A 21,494-nucleotide genomic window follows, 5' to 3' on the forward strand; every position below is an offset into this window, starting at 1 on the left:
TCCCATGCGCTCTCTGAACCTACATCTGAAAGTCCTGATCACCCTGCTGGTGGCCTTGGGCGTTCTGATTACGGCATACCAAATCTTCATTCTCGGCATTCCGGTGACCGAGGACGAAACCGACGATCTGTGGAACATCGATGCCAGGGTCGAATTCCAGGCGACGCCGCGTGAGCCGGTGAAACTGCAGATGTTCGTGCCGCCGCTGAACCAGGATTACGTAAGCCTCAACGAGAGCTTCATTTCCAATAACTACGGCGTCAGCGTCAACCGTGTCGACGGCAACCGCCGCGTCACCTGGTCGGCCCGTCGCGCCAGCGGCAAACAAACCCTCTATTACCGCCTGGTACTGACCAAGCGTTACAGCGGTGAGCAGACACCTGCAAAAGGCCCGATCTTCCGCGACAGCATCCCGGTCGAAGGCCCTGAGAAGATTGCGGCCGAAGCCCTGCTGGCCCCGATTCGCCAGCACTCGGCGGACGTCGAGACCTTCATAAGCGAGACCATCAAGCGCGTCAACAACGCCAACGACGATAACGTCAAGCTGCTGCTTGGCGGCGATGCCTCCACCGTCAACAAGGCCAAGGTCGTCGAGCTGCTGCTGTCCATCGCTCACGTGCCGATGGAACGCGTGCACACCATTCGCCTGCAAGCCGAAGTCGCTCAATCGCCAGAACTGTGGCTACGCAGCTTCAACGGCCAGAAGTGGCTGTACTTCAACCCCGAATCCGGTGAGCAAGGCCTGCCGGCCGACCGCCTGGTCTGGTGGATCGGCGATGGCGATCTGGTCAGCCTGGAAGGCGGTCGCCAAGCCTCTGTCAGCTTCAGCCTGAACAACAGCGAGATGAACGCCATCCGCCTGGCCAAGCTGACCGACGAGAACACCGACGCCAGCTTCCTCGAATACTCGCTATACGGCCTGCCGCTGCAGACTCAGCAGACGTTCATGATCATGGTGATGATCCCGATCGGCGTGCTGGTCATTCTGATCCTGCGCAACCTCGGCGGCCTGCAGACCCTGGGTACCTTCACCCCGGTACTGATCGCCCTCGCTTTCCGCGAAACCCAACTGGGCTTCGGTATCTTCCTGTTCACGGTGATTACTGCGCTCGGCCTGTCGCTACGCTCCTACCTGGAACATCTGAAGCTGCAGATGCTGCCGCGCCTGTCGGTAGTACTGACCTTCGTCGTGGTACTGATCGCCGCCATCAGCCTGTTCAGCCACAAGCTGGGTCTCGAACGCGGCCTGTCGGTTGCGCTGTTCCCGATGGTGATTCTGACCATGACCATCGAGCGCCTGTCGATCACCTGGGAAGAACGTGGCGGCAGCCATGCCTTCAAGGTCGCCATTGGCACGCTGTTCGCCGCCACTATCGCGCACCTGCTGATGAGCGTGCCCGAGCTGGTGTACTTCGTGTTCACCTTCCCGGCGATCCTGCTGATCCTGGTGGGCTTCATGCTGGCGATGGGCCGCTACCGCGGTTATCGCCTGACCGAACTGTTCCGTTTCAAAGCCTTCCTCAAGGACTAAGACCATGTTCGGCCTGATCAAGACGTGGAAGGCCCTTGAAGCCAAAGGCATCATGGGCATCAACCGACGCAACGCGGACTACGTGCTGAAGTACAACAAACGGCACCTGTACCCGATCGTCGACGACAAGATCATCACCAAGGAGCGGGCCATCGAGGCCGGCATCGATGTGCCGGAAATGTACGGCGTCATCGAGACCGAGAAGGATATCGACAAGCTCGATCAGATCATTGCCGGGCGCAATGACTTCGTGATCAAGCCGGCGCAAGGTGCTGGCGGTGACGGCATCACGGTTATCGCTGACCGCTTCGAGGATCGTTTCAAGACGGTATCCGGCAAGATCGTCAGCCACGAGGAGCTGGAGCAGCAGATCTCCAGCATCCTCTCCGGGTTGTATTCGCTCGGTGGTCACCGTGACCGTGCGCTGATCGAATACCGGGTCACCCCGGATACCATCTTCAAGAGCATCAGCTACGAAGGCGTGCCGGACATCCGCATCATCGTGCTGATGGGCTACCCGGTGATGGCCATGCTGCGCCTGCCGACACGTCAGTCTAATGGCAAGGCCAACCTGCACCAGGGCGCCATTGGTGTCGGTGTCGATCTGGCCACTGGCATCACCCTGCGTGGTACCTGGCTGAACAACAAGATCAGCAAGCACCCGGACACCACCAACGCAGTGGACGGCGTGCAACTGCCTAACTGGGACGGCTTCATGAAGCTCGCCGCCGGCTGCTATGAGTTGTGCGGCCTGGGTTACATCGGTGTGGACATGGTGCTGGATCAGGATAAGGGCCCGCTGATTCTCGAGCTCAACGCCCGCCCCGGGCTGAACATCCAGATCGCCAACGACTGTGGCCTGACCCACCGCGCCCATGCCGTGGAAGCGCGCCTGGAAGAGCTGAAAGCCAAAGGCATTCAGGAAGACGCCGAAGAGCGCGTACGCTTCTCCCAGGAGCTGTTCGGCCACATCGTCAGCAAGGAAGTCTGACCAGCAGCGCCGCGAAGTGCAGCCGGGTCGCCCAGACCCGGCTGCACTTCGCGACTCGCTCAATAGCCTGTCGCCAACGCGCCCCCGCCTCTACTTGCCCGCCTTCCTCACGCCTCGCTCAGCAGCCCCAAGCTCTTTCCCTTGAGCACGGCTTGCGTGCGACTGCGTACGCCCAAACGGGAAAACAGGTTGTGCAGATGCCATTTGATGGTGGCTTCGGACAAGTGCACCGCATCGGCAATATCGCGATTCGACAGCCCCGCTGCCACGAGCCGCAATATCTCCCGCTCGCGATGACTCACCCCCTGATTTTCCTCGAGACTGTCAGGATCGATAGCCAACCTGCGGCACTGCTCGCGTAGCATTTCGGCAATGCCCTGCCAGGCCGCGGCGTGCTCGGGCTCAGCGCGGCTCCAGGCATTCCAGAGCGGCAGCAGCCACAAGGCGTCGTCCTGAAACAAGCGGCGATAACCACATTGCCAGGCCTCTTCGAGAGTCGCCTGCAACAGCACGAAGGCTTTTTCGCCATTACCTTTGCGCCAGTAAGCCACTGACAGCAGCAGGCTCAGGTGCAGGCGCCGATCCCGCTGGTGGTCCGCCCCCTGCTTGGCCAGACATTCCTCCAGGCTGGTTTGGGCTCTCTCTACCCAGTGTTCGCTCAGTGCCAAGCGCGCCTGGCTCAGCGTCAACGCCGTATGCGCATCGCCATAGCGCTCGATGGGCAGTACAGCGAGATGACGCTCCAGTTGCAGATAAACACGCTGCGCCTCATTGGGGCGGCGCAACCACAGCAGGAACTGCACCTTGCACCCCATGGCGATGGCGAATACCCGCTCGTAGCCGGGCCCTTGTAAACCGCTCAACCACTCATCAAGCTCCTCCAGCCCCTGTTCCCCTGCACCGGCGAAGAAACGCGCGCGCGCCATGACCAGCTTGCCGCGGCTGATCAGCTCCACCGGCGTGGCGACATCACGCCAGGTAGTGGCCAGCGGCAGTTCGGCGAGAATCGCAGCGTGGCGATCCTGTTCGTAAAGCAGGTCGGCATAAGCCAGCCCCAGCGGGCCGCCAACTCGACTGCGCCGCCCAAACACCTGCACGACCCTTGCCCGCGCAGCTTCGGCCAGGGAGCGACCACGCTCCAGTTCGCCGTATTCTTTGCAGATCAGCGCCTCGATCAAGCTGGCCATGACATGCAGGTATTCGCTGTCGCAATCACGCAGACTCTCACGCGCCACGGCGATGGCCTTGGCGGCCTCGCCGAATTCGCCGAGCAATGCGAACGCTGCAGCCTGCACGCAGGCCAGGCTGGCACGAAATACCGGCTGGTTCTGCGGTACCAGCGCCAGCCAATGGCCGGCGACCTTGAGGCAGGCGTCGAGTTTGTCCTGGTAGAGCAACACCAATGCCTTGAGCACCTGAGCAGCAGCCAGCAGCTCGATCAGGCCGAAATGCATGCCCTTGCCACGCCCCTGCGTCAGGCGCGCGCTGACCTCCTCGATCAACGCCTCGGACTCGGCGAACTTCTGCTCGAAAGCCAATTGCCAGGCATAGAAGATCTGGAACACCGGCTGCTCGGTGATCACCAGCGACGGAACTTCCTTGAGAATGGCGAGGATGCCGTATACCCGGTTGCCGGCGATCAAGCGCGCGCCCTGGCGTTCCAGCAGCTCGGCGGCGAAGGCGTAATCACGCGCGCGCAACGCGTACTTGATCGATTTGTCAGCCAGGTCATGGCTTTCGCACCAGCGCGCCGCCGCGTGCAGCAGGTGAGCCGGGTCGCCGCGCTTAGCCAGTCGCCCCTGCAGGAACTCGGCGAACAGGTGATGATAGCGGAACCACTGGCCCTGCTCGTCCAGCGCGATCACGAACAGTTGCTCGCCCTGCAGGCGGCGCAGCATGTCGCCACCGTCATGGCGCCCGGTCAGCGCGTTGCACAGCTCGGCGTTGAACTCATCAAGTACCGAAGTCTGGTCGAGAAACAGCTGCACGGTTTCCGGCAGGCTGGCTACCACGTCTTCGGCCAAATAATCGGCGATGTTGCGTTCGGTTCCTGACAGCCCGGCGAGAAAGGCCGCGCGATTGTGCTGACGCGGCAAGGCCAGCGCCGCCAGGTGCAAGGCCGTGATCCAGCCTTCCGTACGCGTATGCAACTGGTTGATCTCGCTGTCTTCCAGGGCCAGACGCTTGATGCAGCGCAAGTAAGCAGCGGTCTCCGCGCGTGTCAAGCGCAGGTCCTCGGCCTTGAGCCAGAATGCCCAGGCACCGAACGAAGGCGGCTCGTCGAGAAAGCGCGGCTGATAACGGGTGCTGACTACCAGCCGGACCTGCCTGGGCAGGCGCTCGAGCAGATAGCGCGAGCTCTGACCAAGCGTGGGATGACGGATACGGTGGAAGTCATCGAGCATCAGATAGAGGCTCTCCGACAGCCCGTTCAGATCGTCGATAAATGCATCGATCGCCGTCTCCAGCGGCCAGCTGATCTCACCCTGCAGCAATGCAGTGGCACTGCTGCCGAAGCCCGGACAAACAGCGGCGACAGCCGCCACCAGGTACTGCAGCAGCCTCGCCGGCTCGCTGTCGCTGTCGTCGCACGACAGCCAGGCAACTCGCGCTCCCTGTGCCTGCAGGCGACTGCGCAGCTGGCTGAGAACAGTGCTCTTGCCAAAGCCGGCGGGTGCACTGAGGACGATCAGGCGCTGCTTACGCGCCTCCATCAATCGCTCGATCAAAACCGAGCGCTCCAGCAGCGGAGCGCCCTCGGCATGGGAGGGATACAGCTTGGTACGCAATAACGGGATAGCGGATTGGCGGGACGGATTCTGGCTGTTCATGATTCGAGTAGGCTCAGCTCACGTGCACGTCGTATGGCTTGGGTGCGATTACGCACCTTGAGCTTTTCGTAAATGTTGTGCAGGTGCCATTTGACGGTACCCAAGGCGAGCGCCAACTGCTGGCCGATCTCTTCGTTGGACATGCCCTTGGCGGCCAGACAGACCACCTCGCGCTCGCGCTCGGTCAACCCCTCCTCCAGCACGTCCAGGGCGTGCTGCGACTCCTGGCCGGGCCAGGCACTCAACAGACTGCGGATGAAAGCCTGCAATGCCGGCTGGCGCTCAGTAGACTCCAGCTGTTGCAGCAACTGGCGCACAGCCTCGCCCTCCTCGATGAACAGAGTGCGCGCCTCCTCCCGCTCCGCGCCAATCAGGCACTGCACCAGCAAGCTCTGCGCCCGCTCCCGGTAGCCCAGGCGCTGGTAGCTCAGCGCAGCGAGCAGATCCAGACGCAGTTGCTGCAGCCCATGCCGGTCATCCTGCAACTGGCTGCGCAACTGGCTGATCTCATGCAGCGCCTCACTGTAATAGCCGCGCGCCTGCTGCAGGCGCACCCGGCTAAGACCGAGCATCCACGGCACCGGATTGAAATTGCGCTGCGCGTAATACCCTTCCAGCTTGCTCCAATCCACCGACTTCAAACGCTGCTCTGCGCGCTTGCTGCGTTCGGGCGCTGGCTCCTGCAGGATCAATGCAATCTCCTCACCCACGGCCTGCACATAAAAACGCCAGGAATGGTTGCGCGCCGCGAGGTTCTGCATCATCACCAGCGTCGCGGCCGCTTCTTTCGGAGCCCCCTGCTGGCGCTGAACCCGTGCCAGGCAAAGCATCGCCTGGGCGTACAGGTCGATTGGATTGATCACATCGACCGTGGCCAACGCCCAACGCAGCCGATCCTGCAGGCCATCCAGGCGGCCCTGCTGATAGGCGATCAGCGACTCGCTGATGGTTGGCAGAACCAGAGCTCGGGACTTTTCGCCGAACCAGGGCATCATCCGCGCACGCAACTGCTCGAACAGCAGCTGCGCCTGCTTTACCCGCCCCTGCTCCAGACACAGGAGCACTTCCACATTGGCCAACTGCATGTCCAGATAACGGCCTTCGAGAAAGTGGTTGCGCTGTTGCGCCAGCGCCAGCAACTTGCGCGCCTGCTCGGCCTGGCCAAGCATCACGTTGGCCAGGGCGCCAACGGTGAGGATCGCCACCTCGAGAAACGCAGTGTGCTGCCCCAACTGCGCCTCGATGCGCCGCGCCAGATCGACACAGGTATCCAGGTCATCTTTCTGCAAGGCGATCACCGCCTTGATCGTCAGGGTCGCCAACACCTTCTCACTCAATGGTCCGCTCGCGCGCGACTCGGCCCAACGTTCCAGCAGCTCATCGAGCATGCGATTGGCCTCTTTCAGGCCCAGCTCGGCCGCACGGGTCCAGACATCGGCCAGCACCAGCACCGGAAAGCGCGCAGCGATTTCGTCCGGCACATGCTGTCGCCACTTGTAGATGAGGTTGAGCTGGCCGCGATTGATCAGCTCCAGGCCACAGCCGTCGAGCAGCGCGGCGAGCATCTCGGCGTCTTCGGCCAAGCAGGCGTGCTCGATGGCCAGGTTCTGCATATGGTGATTGGTGAACCACAGGCTGGCATTGAAATGCAGCTGTTTGAAACGCTCCGGATCGCGGTCCTTGAGCCGGCTGCGGAGAAACTCGGCGAACAGATTATGGAAGCGATACCACTGGCGCTCGCGATCCATGGGCAGGAGAAACAGTTGCATGGCCTCCAGTTCTTCCAGCAGTTGCTGACCATCCTGACGCGCGGTCAGGGCATTGACCAGCTCACCGCTGAGCTGCTGTGCCACGCCGAGCGCCAACAACTGCTCCTGCCGCTCGCCAGGTAACTGCTCGAACACCGAGCGCAGCAAGTAGTCGCCTAGCACATTCTTGCCTGCGCCCAACTCGGCAAGGCGCGCAGTCGGTTGCGGGTGGTTACGCAGCCACAGGCTGACCAGATGCACTCCCACCACCCAGCCCTCGGTATGACGGTACAGCGCATCGAACGCCTCAGGATCGAGATGCAGGCCGCTGCGCTGCAGATAAGCACGCATCTCTTCGGCATTGAGCCTCAGCTCGTCACTACCCAGCTCCAGCAACAACCCCTTGGCGCGTAACGTGGCGAGCCCAAGAGCGGGTTGCGAACGGCTGCCGATGGCCAGGGTGAAATTCGGCGGCGCCAACTTGACCAGGCGATTGAGTGCACGGAGAAGCTCGCCATCCTGAATCAGGTGCAGGTCATCGAGCACCAACAGCAGCGGTTCCGATCGCTGCGACAGGTCTACCAGCAGGCTTTCCATCACCGCCTCGACAGGCACGCGCATGGTGTTGCGCAGATAACCCAGGGCGTAATCACCCAGCCCGTCCAGTGCACGCCCCAAGGCGCCGATCAGTTGCTGGAAGAAACGTACCGGCTCGTCATCAGAAGAGCTCAACGATAGCCAAGCAACAGCGCTGCCGGCCTGACGACGCTGCTCGAGCAGCATCGCCAACGCGGTAGTCTTGCCAAAGCCAGCAGGCGCGCAAAACAGTACCAGACGGGCGTGGGAATGGGCCGAAAGCGCGGCATCCACCTGCGGTCTTGCCAGATAGTCCGCAGATGCCTGAGGCGGTGACAGCTTTGAACGCAGCAGGCTTCCAGCAGCTGGAGCGATCACTACATCCATGGCCTGGATCCTTTCATTCATTATTATTTTGGTACGACAGTTCAACATCCTGGCACGACTCCATACTAATCAGCCGAGCCTACCGGAGCAAACCTGGCCGAAGCTCTAGGATGAATATTAGCGGCGGACTACAATCGCTCTTTCATCCCTTTCGACTGCCACGCATGCCCAGTTGCTCTCTGCACCCTCTTCCTTACCGCACCGATCCCAGCGACTACTTCCAGCGCATTCGCCAGGCTCCCGGTGCCGTACTGCTGGATGCCGGGCGACCGAGTGCCAAGCGTGGACGCTATGACCTTATGAGCGCCTGGCCATTGGCAGAACTGGCGCCCATGTCCGACGAATCGGCCAACGACTTCCTGCAGCGCCTGCGAAGCGCACTACAGAGCCTCGGGGCCGCCGAAGCACCCGCGCAACAGGAGCTGCCATTCGCCGGTGGTTTGATCGGTTACCTGTCTTATGACTTCGGCCGCCGCCTGGAAGTGCTACCCGAGCACAGCGTCGATGATCTCGACCTTGAAGATGCGCGCTTCGGCCTCTACGCCTGGGCGCTGATCAGCGATCATCAGTTGGAGACCAGCGTCCTGCTGTTTCACCCGGCACTGCCAGAGGCAGAGCGCCAACGCCTGCAGACGCTGTTCGAAGCAGCGCATAGCGAAGCGCCTGCGCCCTTCCACCTGACCCAGCCGTTCCAGGCCGCTATCGACCAGCACCGTTATCGCCAGGCGATCGAACGAATCCAGGGCTACATCCTCGCTGGCGATTGCTATCAGGTGAACTTCGCCCAGCGCTTTCAGGCGCCCTGCTCAGGCGATCCCTGGACCGCATACCTGGCACTGCGCCAGGCCTGCCCAACCCCCTTCTCGGGATTCCAGAGTCTGGGCAATGGTGATGCCATTCTCAGCCTGTCGCCCGAGCGCTTTCTCAAGGTCAGCGACGGTCAGGTGGAAACCCGCCCGATCAAAGGCACGCGGCGCCGCGGCCATGACGCTGAGGACGATAAGGCGCAGGCACAGGAGCTGCTGGAAAGCCGCAAGGATCGCGCCGAGAACCTGATGATCGTCGACCTGTTGCGCAACGATCTCGGCCGCAGTTGCCGCATCGGCTCGGTGAAAGTGCCGGAGCTGTTCGCCCTGGAGAGCTATCCCAACGTGCATCACCTGGTCAGTTGCGTCACCGCCGAGCTTGCGTCTGGCAAGGATGCGCTGGACCTGATCGCCTGCAGTTTCCCCGGCGGCTCCATCACCGGGGCGCCGAAGATCCGCGCCATGCAGATCATCGATGAGCTCGAGCCGACCCAGCGCGGGCTCTACTGCGGCTCGCTCCTGTATCTCGACGTGCGCGGCGAGATGGACAGTTCCATTGCCATTCGCAGCCTGCTGGTCAAGGACGGCAAGATCAGCTGCTGGGGCGGTGGTGGCATCGTCGCCGACTCCAACTGGCAGGCCGAGTATCAGGAGTCCATCACCAAGGTGAAGGTGCTGCTGGAAACGCTGGAAGGCCTGCCAGCCACAACCGAATAAGTACCCCAAATGAAAAACGCCGCGATTTCGCGGCGTTTTTCATGCATCGGCGTTACAGACTCAGCTTGCGATTCGACGCCTTGAGGAACTCTTGCTTGAGCGCCTCGAAGGTGTGCACGGCAGGGAATTGCGGGAACTCGCGGATCACGTTCTCCGGCGCATGGAACAGGATGCCAGCATGGGCTTCGCTGAGCATGGTGGTGTCGTTGTACGAGTCACCGGCCGCGATCACGCGATAGTAGAGGCTCTTGAAGGCGAGAACGGATTGACGCTTGGGATCTTTCTGGCGCAGTTGGTAGCTGACCACGCGATCGCTCTCGTCGGTGATCAGGCGGTGGCACAACAACGTCGGGAAACCCAGCTGACGCATCAGCGGCTGGGAGAACTCATAGAAGGTGTCCGAGAGAATCACCACCTGGAAACGCTCACGCAGCCAGTCGACGAACTCCACGGCGCCATCGAGCGGCTTCAGGGTAGCGATGACGTCCTGGATGTCTTTGAGCTTCAGGCCGTGCTCATCGAGAATGCGCAGGCGCTGCTGCATCAGCACGTCATAATCGGGGATGTCGCGGGTGGTCGCCTTGAGCGACTCGATGCCGGTTTTTTCCGCAAAGGCGATCCAGATTTCCGGAACCAGAACACCTTCCAGGTCGAGACACGCGATTTCCACAGGCCACTCCTCGGTTGAGCCAAAAAGGAGCCGGCACTCTAGCCGCTGGGCTTGGTTGGCGCAATGCGACCTGCTTATAACTGGAGTGAAGGGCATCAAGCGTCTTAGTTATTTAGCCGCATAACCTGCCTTTGCTACCATCGCGCCCTCACGCACACGATCTGGAGTCCTCACCATGGAACTCGACCTGGACGCGCTCAACGCCGAATTCGGCAACCAGCCAGAAAAGCTGGTTCAATGGGCCATCGGACTGGGCAAACCCGCCATCTGCACCACCAACTTCCGCCCCTTCGAAGCGGTGATCCTGCATATGGTCAGCCAGGTCAAACCGGATATCCCGGTAGTCTGGATGGACAGTGGCTACAACACCGAGGCCACTTACCGCTTCGCCGATGAAGTGGCCCGCAAGCTCAACCTCAACCTCATCACCTACCTGCCCAAGCGCTCGCGTGCGCATCGCGAAGCCATCGACGGCCCGGTACCCGCCCTGGATGATCCGCGTCACGCAGCGTTCACCGAAGAGGTGAAACTCGAGCCGTTCGCCCGCGCCCTGCGCGAGACTGCTCCGAGCGTCTGGTTCACCGCCCTGCGTGCGACCGACACCGCAGTGCGCGCGCAGATGGAGCCGATCAGCATCAACCCGGACGGTCTGATCAAGGTTGCTCCGTTGCTGCACTGGTCGTCCAAGGATCTGTATCAGTACCTGGTCGCCCATGACCTGCCGAACGAATTCGATTACTTCGACCCAACCAAGGGCGAAGACAATCGCGAGTGCGGCCTGCACCTGAGCCACTGATCACGCTCGTGCGGAAACGAAAATGGCGCCCATTGGGCGCCATTTTTCGTTTCAGAGCAGGCTTCAGTGCATCGGCAGTTCGACGCCGCTGAACAACTCTTCCAGCTCGGACTTGTTGTGGCACTGCACGGCTTTGGCCAGCATGTCGCGTGTCAGGTGCGGGGCGAAACGCTCGATGAAATCGCACATGAAGCCACGCAGGAAGGTGCCGCGACGGAAACCGATCTTGGTCACGCTGGGCTCGAACAGGTCATCGGCATCGAGCACCACCAGATCCGGATCGAGCTTGGCGTCGACAGCCATCTTGGCCACGATGCCCACACCCAGGTTCAGGCGCACATAAGTCTTGATCACGTCGGCATCGGCTGCGGTGAACACCACCTTGGGCGTCAGGCCGCGATGGCTGAAGGCCTCGTCCAGTTTCGAACGACCGGTGAAGCCGAATACGTAAGTGACGATGGGGTGCTCGGCCAGCGCTTCGAGGGTCAGCTTCGGCAGCTTGGTCAGCGGATGCCCCTGCGGCACCACCACGCAGCGGTTCCAGCGGTAGCAAGGCATCATGATCAGGTCGTTGAACATCTCCAGGCCTTCGGTGGCGATGGCGAAATCCACGCTGCCATCGGCCGCCATTTCGGCGATCTGCGTCGGCGTGCCCTGATGCATGTGCAGAGCGACGTCCGGGTACTGCTTGATGAACGCGCTGATCACCGGCGGCAGGGCATAGCGCGCCTGGGTGTGGGTGGTGGCGATGGACAGGGTGCCCTTCTTCTCGTTGGAGAACTCCTGGGCAATCTGCTTGATGCTCTCCACCTTACGCAGAATCTCGCCGGCCGTTGTGATGATGCGCTCCCCGGCTGGGGTCACGCGGGTCAGGTGCTTGCCGCTGCGGGCGAAAACTTCCACGCCCAGCTCATCCTCGAGCAAGCGAATCTGCTTGCTGATCCCTGGTTGCGAGGTGTACAGGCTCTGAGCGGTAGCCGATACGTTGAGGTCGTGGTGCGCAACTTCCCAGATGTAGCGCAATTGCTGAAGCTTCATATGTTTCCCTCAGAGCAGTAAGGCAGGCCAACAGCCGCCAATGCCGTATATAACCATATTATTGGTTTAATAGAACAGCCTAGAACGTTTTATTATTTACCCCCTCTTACAAATCCCCATGCCCACGGTGTTGCAGCATTGGCACCAGATACACCGGTGCTTCCGACAATTGCACGATCCGTGCGGCGGTGCGACCCAGCGGCACGGCCAAGTCCGCACCATGGCTATGACTGCCTACGACCAGCAGATCCACCCCAAGTTTCTGCGCCTCCTCAAGAATCATTGCCGGCGGGTCCCCTTGCAGCACCCGCACAGCACGAATCAGTTCGAGATCCTGCTGAGCATCACCCAACTCGTCGCGAAATCCCTCCAGCACACGCTGCTCGATGCTGGCCATGACCGTGCTCAACCCATTGCGACGAAGCTCCCCGAGGGTTTCTTCATCCAGATAGGTCTGGAGTACGGACTCAGCGAACAACCCCATGGGTTCAACCGCATGCACCACATACAGATCAGCCTTGAAGCTACGGCTCATGGCAAGGGCGTGCTGCAGCACATAGGAAGCATAAAGCCCCAGATCGGTGGCATAGAGTATCGAACGGATCACACGGCCTCCTCGACTGCTGGCGCAGGCCCTTCATTGAGCTTAGCAGCGCATCAGACAAAGCAAGATTGGCAGCGTTATTTAGGACGAATGGCTATATGCAGGCGCTTGAGCGCCTGCATCGGCTCAGGGCAGCAACTCGTTGCTCACCCCATGCGGGACATGACCAGTGGCGACCACTTGGCGAGCCTTTTCGCAGTGTCCTGTCTGGTCATCGAAGAACACGTCGGCGGCGAAGGCTTCGAGCACCGCCGACTTGTCCAGCCCACCGAGGAAGAAGGATTCGTCCAGACGAATATTCCATTCCCGCAGGGTGCGAATCACCCGCTCATGCGCCGGCGCCGAACGTGCGGTCACCAACGCGGTACGGATCGGGCAATCTGCCTCGGGAAACTCCTGCTGCAGGCTGTGCAGAGCCGCCAGGAAGGGTTTGAAAGGCCCGCCCAGCAGCGCCTGCCTTGCGGCTTCGCGCTCATGATCCTGGAAGGCGTTGAGACCGCCACTCTGGTAGACGCGCTCGGAATCGTCGGAGAACAGCACGGCATCGCCATCGAAGGCGATGCGCAGTTCGTTGCTGTTCGCCCGCCGCGCGCCACCGGAAAGCAGCGTGGCTGCGCCGAAACCGGCCTTCAGTGCATTGCGCACATCGTCGGCATGAGTAGACAGAAACAGATGACAGCCAAAGGCTGCCAGATAAGGATCGGGGCTACGGCCACCCACGAAGGCGGCGCGGGATATGCCGAGCCCGTAGTGCTGGATGGAGTTGAACGCGCGTAGCCCGGTATCGGCACTGTTGCGCGACACAAGAATGACTTCCACACGCTGCTCGCTGAGACGCGTGTTGAGACCCAGCAGCTTCTCCACCAGGGGAAAGGCGTCGCCCGGCATCAGCACTTCGTCTTCATGCTCGATCTGATAGCGGCGATAGGCCTCCACGCCTTCGCTTTCGTAGATCTGGTGGCTTTCGCTCAGATCGAAAAGCGCCCGCGAAGAGATCGCCAGCACCAGTTTGTCCCCCAGCCCCTTACCCATATTTAGGCCTCCTGGCGAGCCTGAATGAACCGCAGTGCCTGATACAGAGCGCGCACCTTGGGCATATCGAAACCCACTGCGTCCGCAGCCGCCAGTGGCGCCTCGTAGATGGCATGCAGTTCCGCCACGCGGCCTTGGGCGAAATCGTGGTACATGCTCGGCAGGTAATCAGGCATGCGTTGAGTGGCGGCCAGCAATTTGTCTGCGTAGCTGTCCGGCATGCCGTAGCCCAGCGCCTGAGCGGCCTGTACCACCTCCTGCATCATGTCAGCGATCAACGCGCGACTGTCGGGATTGCCCATCAGGCGCTTCGTGTCGGCATCGAGCAACACCGACAGGCCGTTATAAGGGATATTCCACACCAGCTTCTGCCAGCGCGTTTGCGCCAGATCGCGCATCGCCGCCGAATCCAGGCCGGTGCTGCGCAGCAGGCTGGCGCCCTCCTCGGCCAGCGCCAGGCGCGCCTCGTCGTCGGCCAGAGGGCCCGAGTGATAGGCCAGATTGATCGCCCCCAGCGCCTGATGTTCGATCACGCCCGGGGCACTACGATGAACGCAGATGTAGCAGAGCCCGCCTAGCAGGTGCAGGTCGTCGGGCAACAGTGGGCGCAGCTCATCTTCCACTGCCAGGCCATTTTGCAGCAGTACCACCTTGGCGCCTGGCGCTGCGGCCTTGGCAATCAGCGGCGCCAGCTCGGCATTGGCGGTGGTCTTGGTGCCCACCAGCAACCAGTCGCAGGGCGGCATCTCGTCGACATGCTGGTAGGCCTGTACCGGGGCCAGGTTCACTGCACCATGTACCGCACTGTTCAACTGCAGGCCTCGCTCGACCACCGCGCCATACTCGCTGCGCAGCAGAAAGTGCACGTCATGGCCAGCGCGAGCCAGCATCGTTCCGTAGAAACCGCCAATGGCACCGGTGCCGATGATACCAATACGCGGCGTGGGGGATTGAGACATCAGGGAAGCTCCTCAGCCGGGCGAAGCAAGGCCTCGCCCAAGGCGGTAACCAGATCGGAATGGGTAAGGCGTGTGTGCAGTGCGCCAAAGAAATGACCGTCCTTGATCAGAAACAGCGCCGGCAAGTGGAATACCTCGTAGCGCGTCACCAATCCAGCGTTATGTCCTGCATCGACCCAGCACAGTCGCTCTATTGGCAGCGGCATGCCAGGCAAGACCTGACGCGCCCAGCGGCAGCTGGCACAGCCCGTGCTTGTGAACACCAGTAGCGACGCACCGGGAAGGTCGAGCAGGCGGCGATCAGCATCCAGATCGGTCAATTCCAATTGCGTCGCTATACTGAATTCACTGATATCAGTTTGCCTGCATTGAAGGTCGGTGTTCATGCGTAAGTTTCTGCGTCATCCAAGCGACATGCCGGTAGAACTGGTACTGCGCAAACAAGCCTGCATTCCCCGGCAACGGCTGAACAATATCAGCCTCGGCGGCGTCGCGTGCAACTCGTCGCGGGGGTTTCGTCGCGGTACCTCGGTGGAGCTACGTATTCCCCTACTAGGCGACCAGGCCCGCTATCCCGGCGTCGTGGCCTGGTGTCGGCGGCAGGAGGGCGATTATCTGGTGGGCATCGCCTTCATCGATGAAGACACCTTGTTTCGTGCGCGTATGGTCGAGCAGGTCTGCCAGATCCAGCATTACCGGCAACAACTCGAACATGAGTCGGGCCAGCCCATGGCCATCGAGCAATGCGCTCAGGACTGGATCGCCAAGCATGCTGCGGAGTTTCCCTATCTCGCCTGAATAAACCCTCTGCAGGAGCAAAACGCCACCTCATACTGCCAATCTATGAGGCTCATTGGACTTCACGCCCATTGTCGCGCAGCCCCGTACGCGCTAAGGTTCGGCTCCCCCTGCACCAACTAGCTGTGCACCGCCATAGGGGATCGCTGGCGGCCGGCACCCGTGACCTGACGACCTGACCCGATGAATAGCACGATGGCTGATTTACCGATCGACGACCTCAACGTCGCTTCCAACGAAACGCTGATCACCCCCGATCAGCTCAAACGCGAAATCCCTCTGACCGATGCTGCACTGAAGACCGTTGCCCATGGTCGCCAGGTGGTACGTGACATCCTCGACGGCAAGGATCATCGCCTGTTCGTGGTCGTCGGCCCTTGCTCCATCCACGACATCAAGGCCGCTCACGAATATGCCCAGCGCCTCAAGGTGCTGGCTGCCGAGCTGTCCGATAGCCTGTTCCTGGTCATGCGCGTGTACTTCGAGAAGCCGCGTACCACGGTCGGCTGGAAAGGCCTGATCAACGACCCCTACCTGGATGACTCGTTCAAGATCCAGGACGGTCTGCACATCGGCCGCAAGCTGCTGCGCGACCTGGCAGAAATGGGCCTGCCCACCGCCACCGAGGCGCTAGATCCGATCTCCCCGCAGTACCTGCAGGACCTGATCAGCTGGTCGGCCATCGGTGCCCGTACCACCGAATCCCAGACCCACCGCGAAATGGCCTCGGGCCTGTCATCGGCCGTTGGCTTCAAGAACGGCACCGACGGCGGCCTGACCGTGGCCATCAACGCCCTGCAATCGGTTTCCAGCCCGCACCGCTTCCTCGGCATCAACCAGGAAGGTGGCGTTTCCATCGTCACCACCAAGGGCAATGCCTATGGCCATGTGGTACTGCGCGGCGGCAACGGTAAGCCCAACTACGATTCGGTCAGCGTTGCCATTTGTGAGCAGGAACTGACAAAAGCCGGCATTCGCCCGAACGTCATGGTCGATTGCAGCCACGCCAACTCCAACAAGGACCCGGCCCTGCAGCCATTGGTTCTGGAGAACGTGGCCAACCAGATTCTCGAAGGCAACAACTCCATCGTTGGCCTGATGGTCGAGAGTCACCTGGGCTGGGGCAACCAGTCGATTCCGAAGAATCTGTGCGACCTCAAGTACGGCGTATCCATCACCGATGCCTGTATCGACTGGGATACCACCGAGAAAAGCCTGCGCAGCATGCACGCCAAGCTCAAGGATGTGCTGCCCAAGCGCCCTCGCGGCTAAGAGGCTGTCTACAAAATGGCTGCACTTGGCAATACTGCGTTGAAAACGATCTCGAAATGCTCATTTACGGCACGTAAACTCCGCTTTCTCGATCGTTTTCGCCTTGTCTTGCCTTCGTTCGCCTATCTTGTAAACACCCTCTAGGGGCGCAGCAGCAATGAAAACGCCGGGCAATGCCCGGCGTTTTCGTATCCGCATTCACGTAGGGTGGGCTTCAGCCCACCATGACGCTCAGCGCGGGCTGTAAGTCTCCAAATCGATCCTACTGGTGACGCGCACGTCGCTCCATGTAGCGCTCGACGTAGGAGCACGACGGAATCACCGTGTAACCCTTGCCTTCGGCGTACTGTAGGGCATGCTCGGTCAGTGCGGCGGCGATGCCACGGCCACGCAGGCCGTTGGGTACGAAGGTGCGATAGATGTCCAGCGTCTGCTTGCCCAGATCCATATAGGCCAGATAGGCACGATCACCATCGACGGTCGTCACGAACTGGTGACTCGTCTGGTCATGGTGGATGGACAAACCCTCGCTCATCTTCACTCCTCTAGCCGCCAACCATTAGCGGCGCATCTATTTTTACTTCATACCGGTGCTGCGGCAAAAGCGCAAATTCTGATGCCACTTCCGACCTATGCAATTGGCCAAGCTTATCAGTCGGCGAACCGCCCAGCCACGAGCAATCAGAAGCTCAACACTGCGATACAGAGCAAAGCCGCAATCACGGGGATCAGTACCGTGATGACGAAGATATCCTTGTATGCCTGCTTGTGAGTCAGGCCCATGATCATCAGCATCGCAATCACTGCACCACAATGTGGTAGCGAATCGAGACCACCTGCGGTGATATTGGCGATCCGGTGCAACACCTCAGGGTCCACCCCCATATCCAGGTAACGCGGCGCCAGGGTCTGCATGAAGATCTGCAGGCCACCAGACGAAGAACCGACGATCCCCGATACCACGCTGACCGATGCGAACACCGACAACAGCGGCGGCAGATCCACCCCCAGTATCCACTGGGCGAACTGAGCGAACCCTGCGGTTTGGGTAACCACACCGCCAAAGCCGATAACTGCAGCGGTATTGAGCAGCGGCATGATCGCATCGTCCGCCCCCTGCCCCAGCAGGCCGAGGGTATTACGACGCAACGCCGAAAACATCAGCACAGCGACACCGGTAGCGATCACCAAGGCCAGACTGGGCCAGAGAATCGGCTGCGACTGACTGAAGGCCAACAATCCACCTAGAGCCCCCTCACCCGGTACAGCCGCACCGGACAGAGCGAGCAGGCGCGGCAGCAGTATGATTCCCAGCACCACGATGATCGGCACCAGCGCCATCCCCCAATGCGGCCCGCTACCCGGCGCACCGGCCAACTGCTGCATACGTTCGTCCTGCGCGTTAGGCTCGAACCCTTCACCGCGCTCGCGCGCCAGACGCCATTCGCGCTGCAGATAGGCCATACCCAACACGATCATTGCCAGCGAGGCGAGCAGACCAATCCAGGCACCTGCGAACAGATCGGTACCCAGCGCACTGGCAGCGATCACGTTGTGAATCGACGGTGAGCCAGGCAAGGCCGTCATGGTGAAGGTTCCCGCACCCAGCGCCGTGGCTGCGCAGAACAATCGCTTGGGCAGATTGGCCTCGCGCATCAAGGTAATACCCAGCGGATACATGGTGAAGATCACCACGAATACCACCACCCCGCCATAGGTGAGAACGGCACACACCAGCATCGCCACCCAGAGCGTGCGCTGCGTACCCAGGCCGCGGGTGATGGCCTGAGCAATACTGCTGGCCGCCTGGCTGGCAGCCATGACCTTGCCGAAGATCGCCCCACAGAGAAACAGCACGAAGAACTTGCCGGCAAAGGTGAATGCACCCAAGGGGCCGAATGGAAAGTGCTCGAGCAGCGCACCTGGTACGGCGACGCCATTGGTCAGTGCCACCAAAATCGAACAGAGCAATGCGGCGATGAATATGTTCACCCCGCGCAACGCCATGAAGATAAGTAGCGCCAAGCCCAGCAAGAGCCCCAAATTCCCAAGCATCTGCATCCCCTCTTTATTGTTTTAGTTTCAACGTCGGGACAGTTATAACAGTTCGTACAATCGCTACACTGTATGGATTACGTAACTGGCTGTTTTTTAGCCAGCCCGCGCAGGCTCTACCCTTCAGCGCCCAGCTCGAAGAAAAAAAACCTGCAACTCTTGCCCTGGCTCCGTTTACTTACTAAAAGTAATAGGTAGTATGTACGCCGGCTAATTTCCCGCAGTTGGGGAATTGCTCTTTATGGAAAAACTCCACCTCAAGGGGAACACGATGAACAACGTTCTGAAATTCTCTGCTCTGGCTCTGGCCGCAGTTCTGGCTACCGGTTGCAGCAGCATGTCCAAAGAAACCGAAGCTCGCCTGACTGCTACCGAAGACGCAGCAGCTCGCGCTCAAGCCCGTGCTGACGAAGCCTACCGCAAGGCTGATGAAGCTCTGGCCGCCGCTCAGAAAGCTCAGCAAACTGCTGACGAAGCCAACGAGCGCGCTCTGCGCATGCTGGAAAAAGCCAGCCGCAAGTAATTGCGACTCGTTTTTTCGAAAGCCGCCCCAGGCAACTGGTGCGGCTTTTTTATTCCCCACTAATGACCTGCCACTCTCAGAACAGCTCGATTACCAGGCAATAAAAAACCCGCGTACACGAATGCAGGCGGGCTTTTGCAACTGGGGTGATCAGAACGGGTTGTCGCTGCTCGCCACCACGCTCTCGGTCTGTGCCGCGATGGGCACCGGCATGCCGTCCTCGGCAGCAACCACTTCACGAACCATCTCCCAGTCAAGACGCAGGCCGCTGAGTTCGTCACGCTTGAGCAGTGCATTGATCACCGCCGTGTGCTTGTCGACGACAGATGGATCACCCTCATCATCCAGCGGCGCATGCGCTTCCAGATAGACCTTGCCACCGCTGACGCCGAACTTGTACGGCTCGTTCAGAATGCGCACGGGAGTGCCGACAGGCACCATGCCCGCCAACTCCAGCACGTTGTGATTGAGCATGCGGAAGCAGCCATGGCTGACGCGCATGCCGATACCGAACTTCTTGTTCGAACCATGGATCAGGTAACCCGGGAACGACAGTGTCATCTTGTATGGGCCCAGTGGATTGTCCGGGCCTGGCGGCACAACAGTGGGCAGAATATCGCCATCAGCAGCGTGCTCATCACGGATCGATTGGGGCGGATACCAGGCCGGGTTCGGCGTCTTCACCGTTACCCGGCCAACACCCAGTGGTGATCCCCAGCCTTCACGACCGATGCCCAGTGGGAAGGTATGCACGACGTTCTGCCCTTTCGGGAAGTAGTACAGACGATACTCGGCCAGGTTGATCACGATTCCTTCACGCGGGCCCGGCGGTAGCACGTAACGCGTCGGCAGGATGATCTCGCTGCCCTCGCCCGGCAGCCAGGGGTCGATGCCTGGGTTGGCTGCAACCATTTCCAGATAGCCGAGGTCGTTTGCCGTTCCCAGATCGGCAAAGGTGTCCTCGTACTTGGCCTTGATCACCTGTACCTGGCCCACCACATCCTCGCCTGGCGGCGGCAGTGGAAGTTCGAGAGCCTGCACTGCGGCACTGGAGCACAGTGCGACCAGAGTCAGGCAGCGGTTGACCGCAGAAAAGCGCGACAACATCCGGGATGTCCCTTGAAGAGTTGAATGATATTACGGCGATTGTACACCGCGATTTGCAAGGCGGGCAGGCGTCAGCCATCTGCCCAATTCGAGCACAGTCCCTGACGCTGGGCCTCGAATGTCGCTAGGCAGGCTGGGCACAAGCTACGATCACGCAGCCAGGCCTTTTCCAAGGTCCGCCAACGCGGCTGTGCCGGCAACAAACCGCCACACAATGTGCGATCAGCATGCCCACCCAGGCGCAACTGACGAGCCACCAGGTGCACACGCACCTCACGACAGGCGAACAGATCCAGCTGCTCATCCGGCTCGATCAGTTGGTAGGCATAAAGGGACCAGGCGGGACGCGGCATCTGGGGCTCCGTGACAGGTCGGCCACATTAGCCGAAAGGCCTGAGGCGGAAAAGCCTCTGCCTACTCAGTTTTCCGACATCCACAGGCGCTCAAAGCATGGGTTTCAAAGTCGGCCAGACGTTGTCCAGCAACACCGCCTGCGCAGACTCGGTCGGGTGAATGCCGTCGGCCTGCATCATTCCCGGCACGCCACCAACGCCCTCGAGGAAAAACGGCACCAGCGGCAGGTTCTTCTGCTCCGCCAAATCAGCAAACACCTGGGCGAAAGCCGTGGTGTAGCGCGCCCCGTAGTTTGGCGGCAGACGCATCCCCAAAATGAGCACCTTGGCCCCGGACTGCTGCGACTTCTCGACCATCGACGCAAGATTCTGTTGCAATTGCGCAGGAGGCTGCCCGCGCAGGCCATCGTTGCCACCCAACTCGATGATGACCAGTTCCGGCTTATGCTCCGCGATCAGCGCAGAGAGCCGCGCGGCGCCGCCTGCGCTGGTATCGCCGCTGATCGACGCGTTGACCACGGCGTGCTCGAAACCCTCCTCCTGAAGGCGTTTTTCCAGCAAAGCAACCCACCCTACGCGGCTATCCAGGCCAAAAGCGGCGCTGATACTATCGCCGACCACAAGCAGGGTGCCTGCAACCGCTCCCTGAGCCCAGAACATCAGGGCCAAGGCACCACTCAGCCACCATGCACGCATTTGG

20 protein-coding genes are annotated in these 21,494 nt (G+C 60.8%); 7 read left to right on the top strand and 13 right to left on the bottom strand.

The window, feature by feature from the left end; translation table 11 throughout:
* Nucleotides 1–4 precede the first annotated feature (4 nt).
* Both CXP40_RS02005 and CXP40_RS02010 read left to right on the top strand, forming a co-directional pair.
* Nucleotides 5–1,531, top strand: coding sequence for an inactive transglutaminase family protein (locus tag CXP40_RS02005; protein ID WP_106732369.1), 1,527 nt, complete (start codon nucleotides 5–7; stop codon nucleotides 1,529–1,531).
* 4 nt (nucleotides 1,532–1,535) lie between these two features.
* Nucleotides 1,536–2,522, top strand: a complete 987-nt coding sequence (locus CXP40_RS02010) for an alpha-L-glutamate ligase-like protein (protein WP_099524298.1) — start codon at nucleotides 1,536–1,538, stop codon at nucleotides 2,520–2,522.
* 107 nt (nucleotides 2,523–2,629) lie between these two features.
* Here CXP40_RS02010 and CXP40_RS02015 read toward each other — a convergent pair whose 3' ends face one another.
* Entirely contained in the window at nucleotides 2,630–5,353 is a 2,724-nt protein-coding gene (locus CXP40_RS02015; RefSeq protein WP_106732370.1) for a LuxR C-terminal-related transcriptional regulator, read from the bottom strand.
* Nucleotides 5,350–8,064, bottom strand: coding sequence for a LuxR C-terminal-related transcriptional regulator (locus tag CXP40_RS02020; protein ID WP_106732371.1), 2,715 nt, complete (start codon nucleotides 8,062–8,064; stop codon nucleotides 5,350–5,352). The genes CXP40_RS02015 and CXP40_RS02020 overlap by 4 nt, the downstream gene beginning before the upstream one ends.
* Nucleotides 8,065–8,228: 164 nt before the next feature.
* Between CXP40_RS02020 and pabB the strand changes: the two genes are divergently transcribed.
* A complete protein-coding gene (pabB, locus tag CXP40_RS02025) occupies nucleotides 8,229–9,587 on the top strand; it encodes an aminodeoxychorismate synthase component I (protein ID WP_106732372.1) in 1,359 nt (452 codons plus the stop codon).
* A 52-nt stretch (nucleotides 9,588–9,639) separates the two neighbouring features.
* Here pabB and thrH read toward each other — a convergent pair whose 3' ends face one another.
* Nucleotides 9,640–10,257, bottom strand: coding sequence for a bifunctional phosphoserine phosphatase/homoserine phosphotransferase ThrH (gene thrH / locus CXP40_RS02030; protein WP_106732373.1), 618 nt, complete (start codon nucleotides 10,255–10,257; stop codon nucleotides 9,640–9,642).
* A 175-nt stretch (nucleotides 10,258–10,432) separates the two neighbouring features.
* On the opposite strand from thrH, the gene CXP40_RS02035 reads away from it, so the two are divergent.
* Nucleotides 10,433–11,053, top strand: coding sequence for a phosphoadenosine phosphosulfate reductase family protein (locus CXP40_RS02035; RefSeq protein ID WP_099524311.1), 621 nt, complete (start codon nucleotides 10,433–10,435; stop codon nucleotides 11,051–11,053).
* Between the two features lie 63 nt (nucleotides 11,054–11,116).
* On the opposite strand, the gene cysB is transcribed toward CXP40_RS02035, so the two are convergent.
* The 5 genes from cysB to CXP40_RS02060 all read right to left on the bottom strand — a co-directional run bounded on the left by cysB (nucleotide 11,117) and on the right by CXP40_RS02060 (nucleotide 15,072).
* A complete protein-coding gene (gene cysB, locus CXP40_RS02040; RefSeq protein ID WP_037003999.1) occupies nucleotides 11,117–12,091 on the bottom strand; it encodes an HTH-type transcriptional regulator CysB in 975 nt (324 codons plus the stop codon).
* Between the two features lie 106 nt (nucleotides 12,092–12,197).
* Complete coding sequence (locus CXP40_RS02045) at nucleotides 12,198–12,698, bottom strand: universal stress protein (protein WP_106732374.1); 501 nt, start codon at nucleotides 12,696–12,698, stop codon at nucleotides 12,198–12,200.
* A 123-nt stretch (nucleotides 12,699–12,821) separates the two neighbouring features.
* On the bottom strand, nucleotides 12,822–13,727 hold the full coding sequence (locus CXP40_RS02050) for a 5'-nucleotidase (RefSeq protein ID WP_106732375.1): 906 nt from the start codon (nucleotides 13,725–13,727) through the stop codon (nucleotides 12,822–12,824).
* A 2-nt stretch (nucleotides 13,728–13,729) separates the two neighbouring features.
* Complete coding sequence (locus tag CXP40_RS02055; protein WP_106732376.1) at nucleotides 13,730–14,686, bottom strand: putative 2-dehydropantoate 2-reductase; 957 nt, start codon at nucleotides 14,684–14,686, stop codon at nucleotides 13,730–13,732.
* Nucleotides 14,686–15,072 carry a thioredoxin gene (locus CXP40_RS02060; RefSeq protein WP_106732377.1) on the bottom strand — a complete coding sequence of 129 codons (387 nt, stop codon included), beginning with the start codon at nucleotides 15,070–15,072 and terminating at the stop codon, nucleotides 14,686–14,688. The genes CXP40_RS02055 and CXP40_RS02060 overlap by 1 nt, the downstream gene beginning before the upstream one ends.
* Between CXP40_RS02060 and CXP40_RS02065 the strand changes: the two genes are divergently transcribed.
* Both CXP40_RS02065 and CXP40_RS02070 read left to right on the top strand, forming a co-directional pair.
* Nucleotides 15,071–15,484 (top strand): PilZ domain-containing protein, encoded by a 414-nt coding sequence (locus tag CXP40_RS02065; RefSeq protein ID WP_099524323.1) that lies wholly within the window; start codon nucleotides 15,071–15,073, stop codon nucleotides 15,482–15,484. The genes CXP40_RS02060 and CXP40_RS02065 overlap by 2 nt on opposite strands.
* A 195-nt stretch (nucleotides 15,485–15,679) precedes the next feature.
* Complete coding sequence (locus CXP40_RS02070; protein ID WP_106732378.1) at nucleotides 15,680–16,756, top strand: 3-deoxy-7-phosphoheptulonate synthase; 1,077 nt, start codon at nucleotides 15,680–15,682, stop codon at nucleotides 16,754–16,756.
* A gap of 262 nt (nucleotides 16,757–17,018) precedes the next feature.
* Here the strand turns inward: CXP40_RS02070 and CXP40_RS02075 are convergent, their stop codons facing one another.
* Together CXP40_RS02075 and CXP40_RS02080 are read right to left on the bottom strand one after the other, a co-directional pair.
* Nucleotides 17,019–17,291, bottom strand: coding sequence for a GNAT family N-acetyltransferase (locus CXP40_RS02075; protein WP_099524325.1), 273 nt, complete (start codon nucleotides 17,289–17,291; stop codon nucleotides 17,019–17,021).
* Between the two features lie 146 nt (nucleotides 17,292–17,437).
* Nucleotides 17,438–18,811 carry a GntP family permease gene (locus CXP40_RS02080; RefSeq protein ID WP_106732379.1) on the bottom strand — a complete coding sequence of 458 codons (1,374 nt, stop codon included), beginning with the start codon at nucleotides 18,809–18,811 and terminating at the stop codon, nucleotides 17,438–17,440.
* Nucleotides 18,812–19,082: 271 nt separating this feature from the next.
* On the opposite strand from CXP40_RS02080, the gene oprI reads away from it, so the two are divergent.
* On the top strand, nucleotides 19,083–19,334 hold the full coding sequence (oprI, locus tag CXP40_RS02085; RefSeq protein ID WP_003239826.1) for an outer membrane lipoprotei OprI: 252 nt from the start codon (nucleotides 19,083–19,085) through the stop codon (nucleotides 19,332–19,334).
* Between the two features lie 150 nt (nucleotides 19,335–19,484).
* On the opposite strand, the gene CXP40_RS02090 is transcribed toward oprI, so the two are convergent.
* The 3 genes from CXP40_RS02090 to CXP40_RS02100 all read right to left on the bottom strand — a co-directional run bounded on the left by CXP40_RS02090 (nucleotide 19,485) and on the right by CXP40_RS02100 (nucleotide 21,490).
* Nucleotides 19,485–20,441: a L,D-transpeptidase family protein gene (locus CXP40_RS02090; RefSeq protein ID WP_106732380.1), complete on the bottom strand. Its 957-nt coding sequence runs from the start codon at nucleotides 20,439–20,441 to the stop codon at nucleotides 19,485–19,487.
* 71 nt (nucleotides 20,442–20,512) lie between these two features.
* Nucleotides 20,513–20,794, bottom strand: coding sequence for a hypothetical protein (locus CXP40_RS02095; RefSeq protein ID WP_106732381.1), 282 nt, complete (start codon nucleotides 20,792–20,794; stop codon nucleotides 20,513–20,515).
* Between the two features lie 90 nt (nucleotides 20,795–20,884).
* Nucleotides 20,885–21,490 carry an arylesterase gene (locus tag CXP40_RS02100; RefSeq protein WP_106732382.1) on the bottom strand — a complete coding sequence of 202 codons (606 nt, stop codon included), beginning with the start codon at nucleotides 21,488–21,490 and terminating at the stop codon, nucleotides 20,885–20,887.
* Nucleotides 21,491–21,494 lie beyond the last annotated feature (4 nt).

The sequence above is a fragment of the Pseudomonas sp. YY-1 genome (assembly GCF_002843095.1).
Classification (GTDB): domain Bacteria; phylum Pseudomonadota; class Gammaproteobacteria; order Pseudomonadales; family Pseudomonadaceae; genus Aquipseudomonas; species Aquipseudomonas sediminis_A.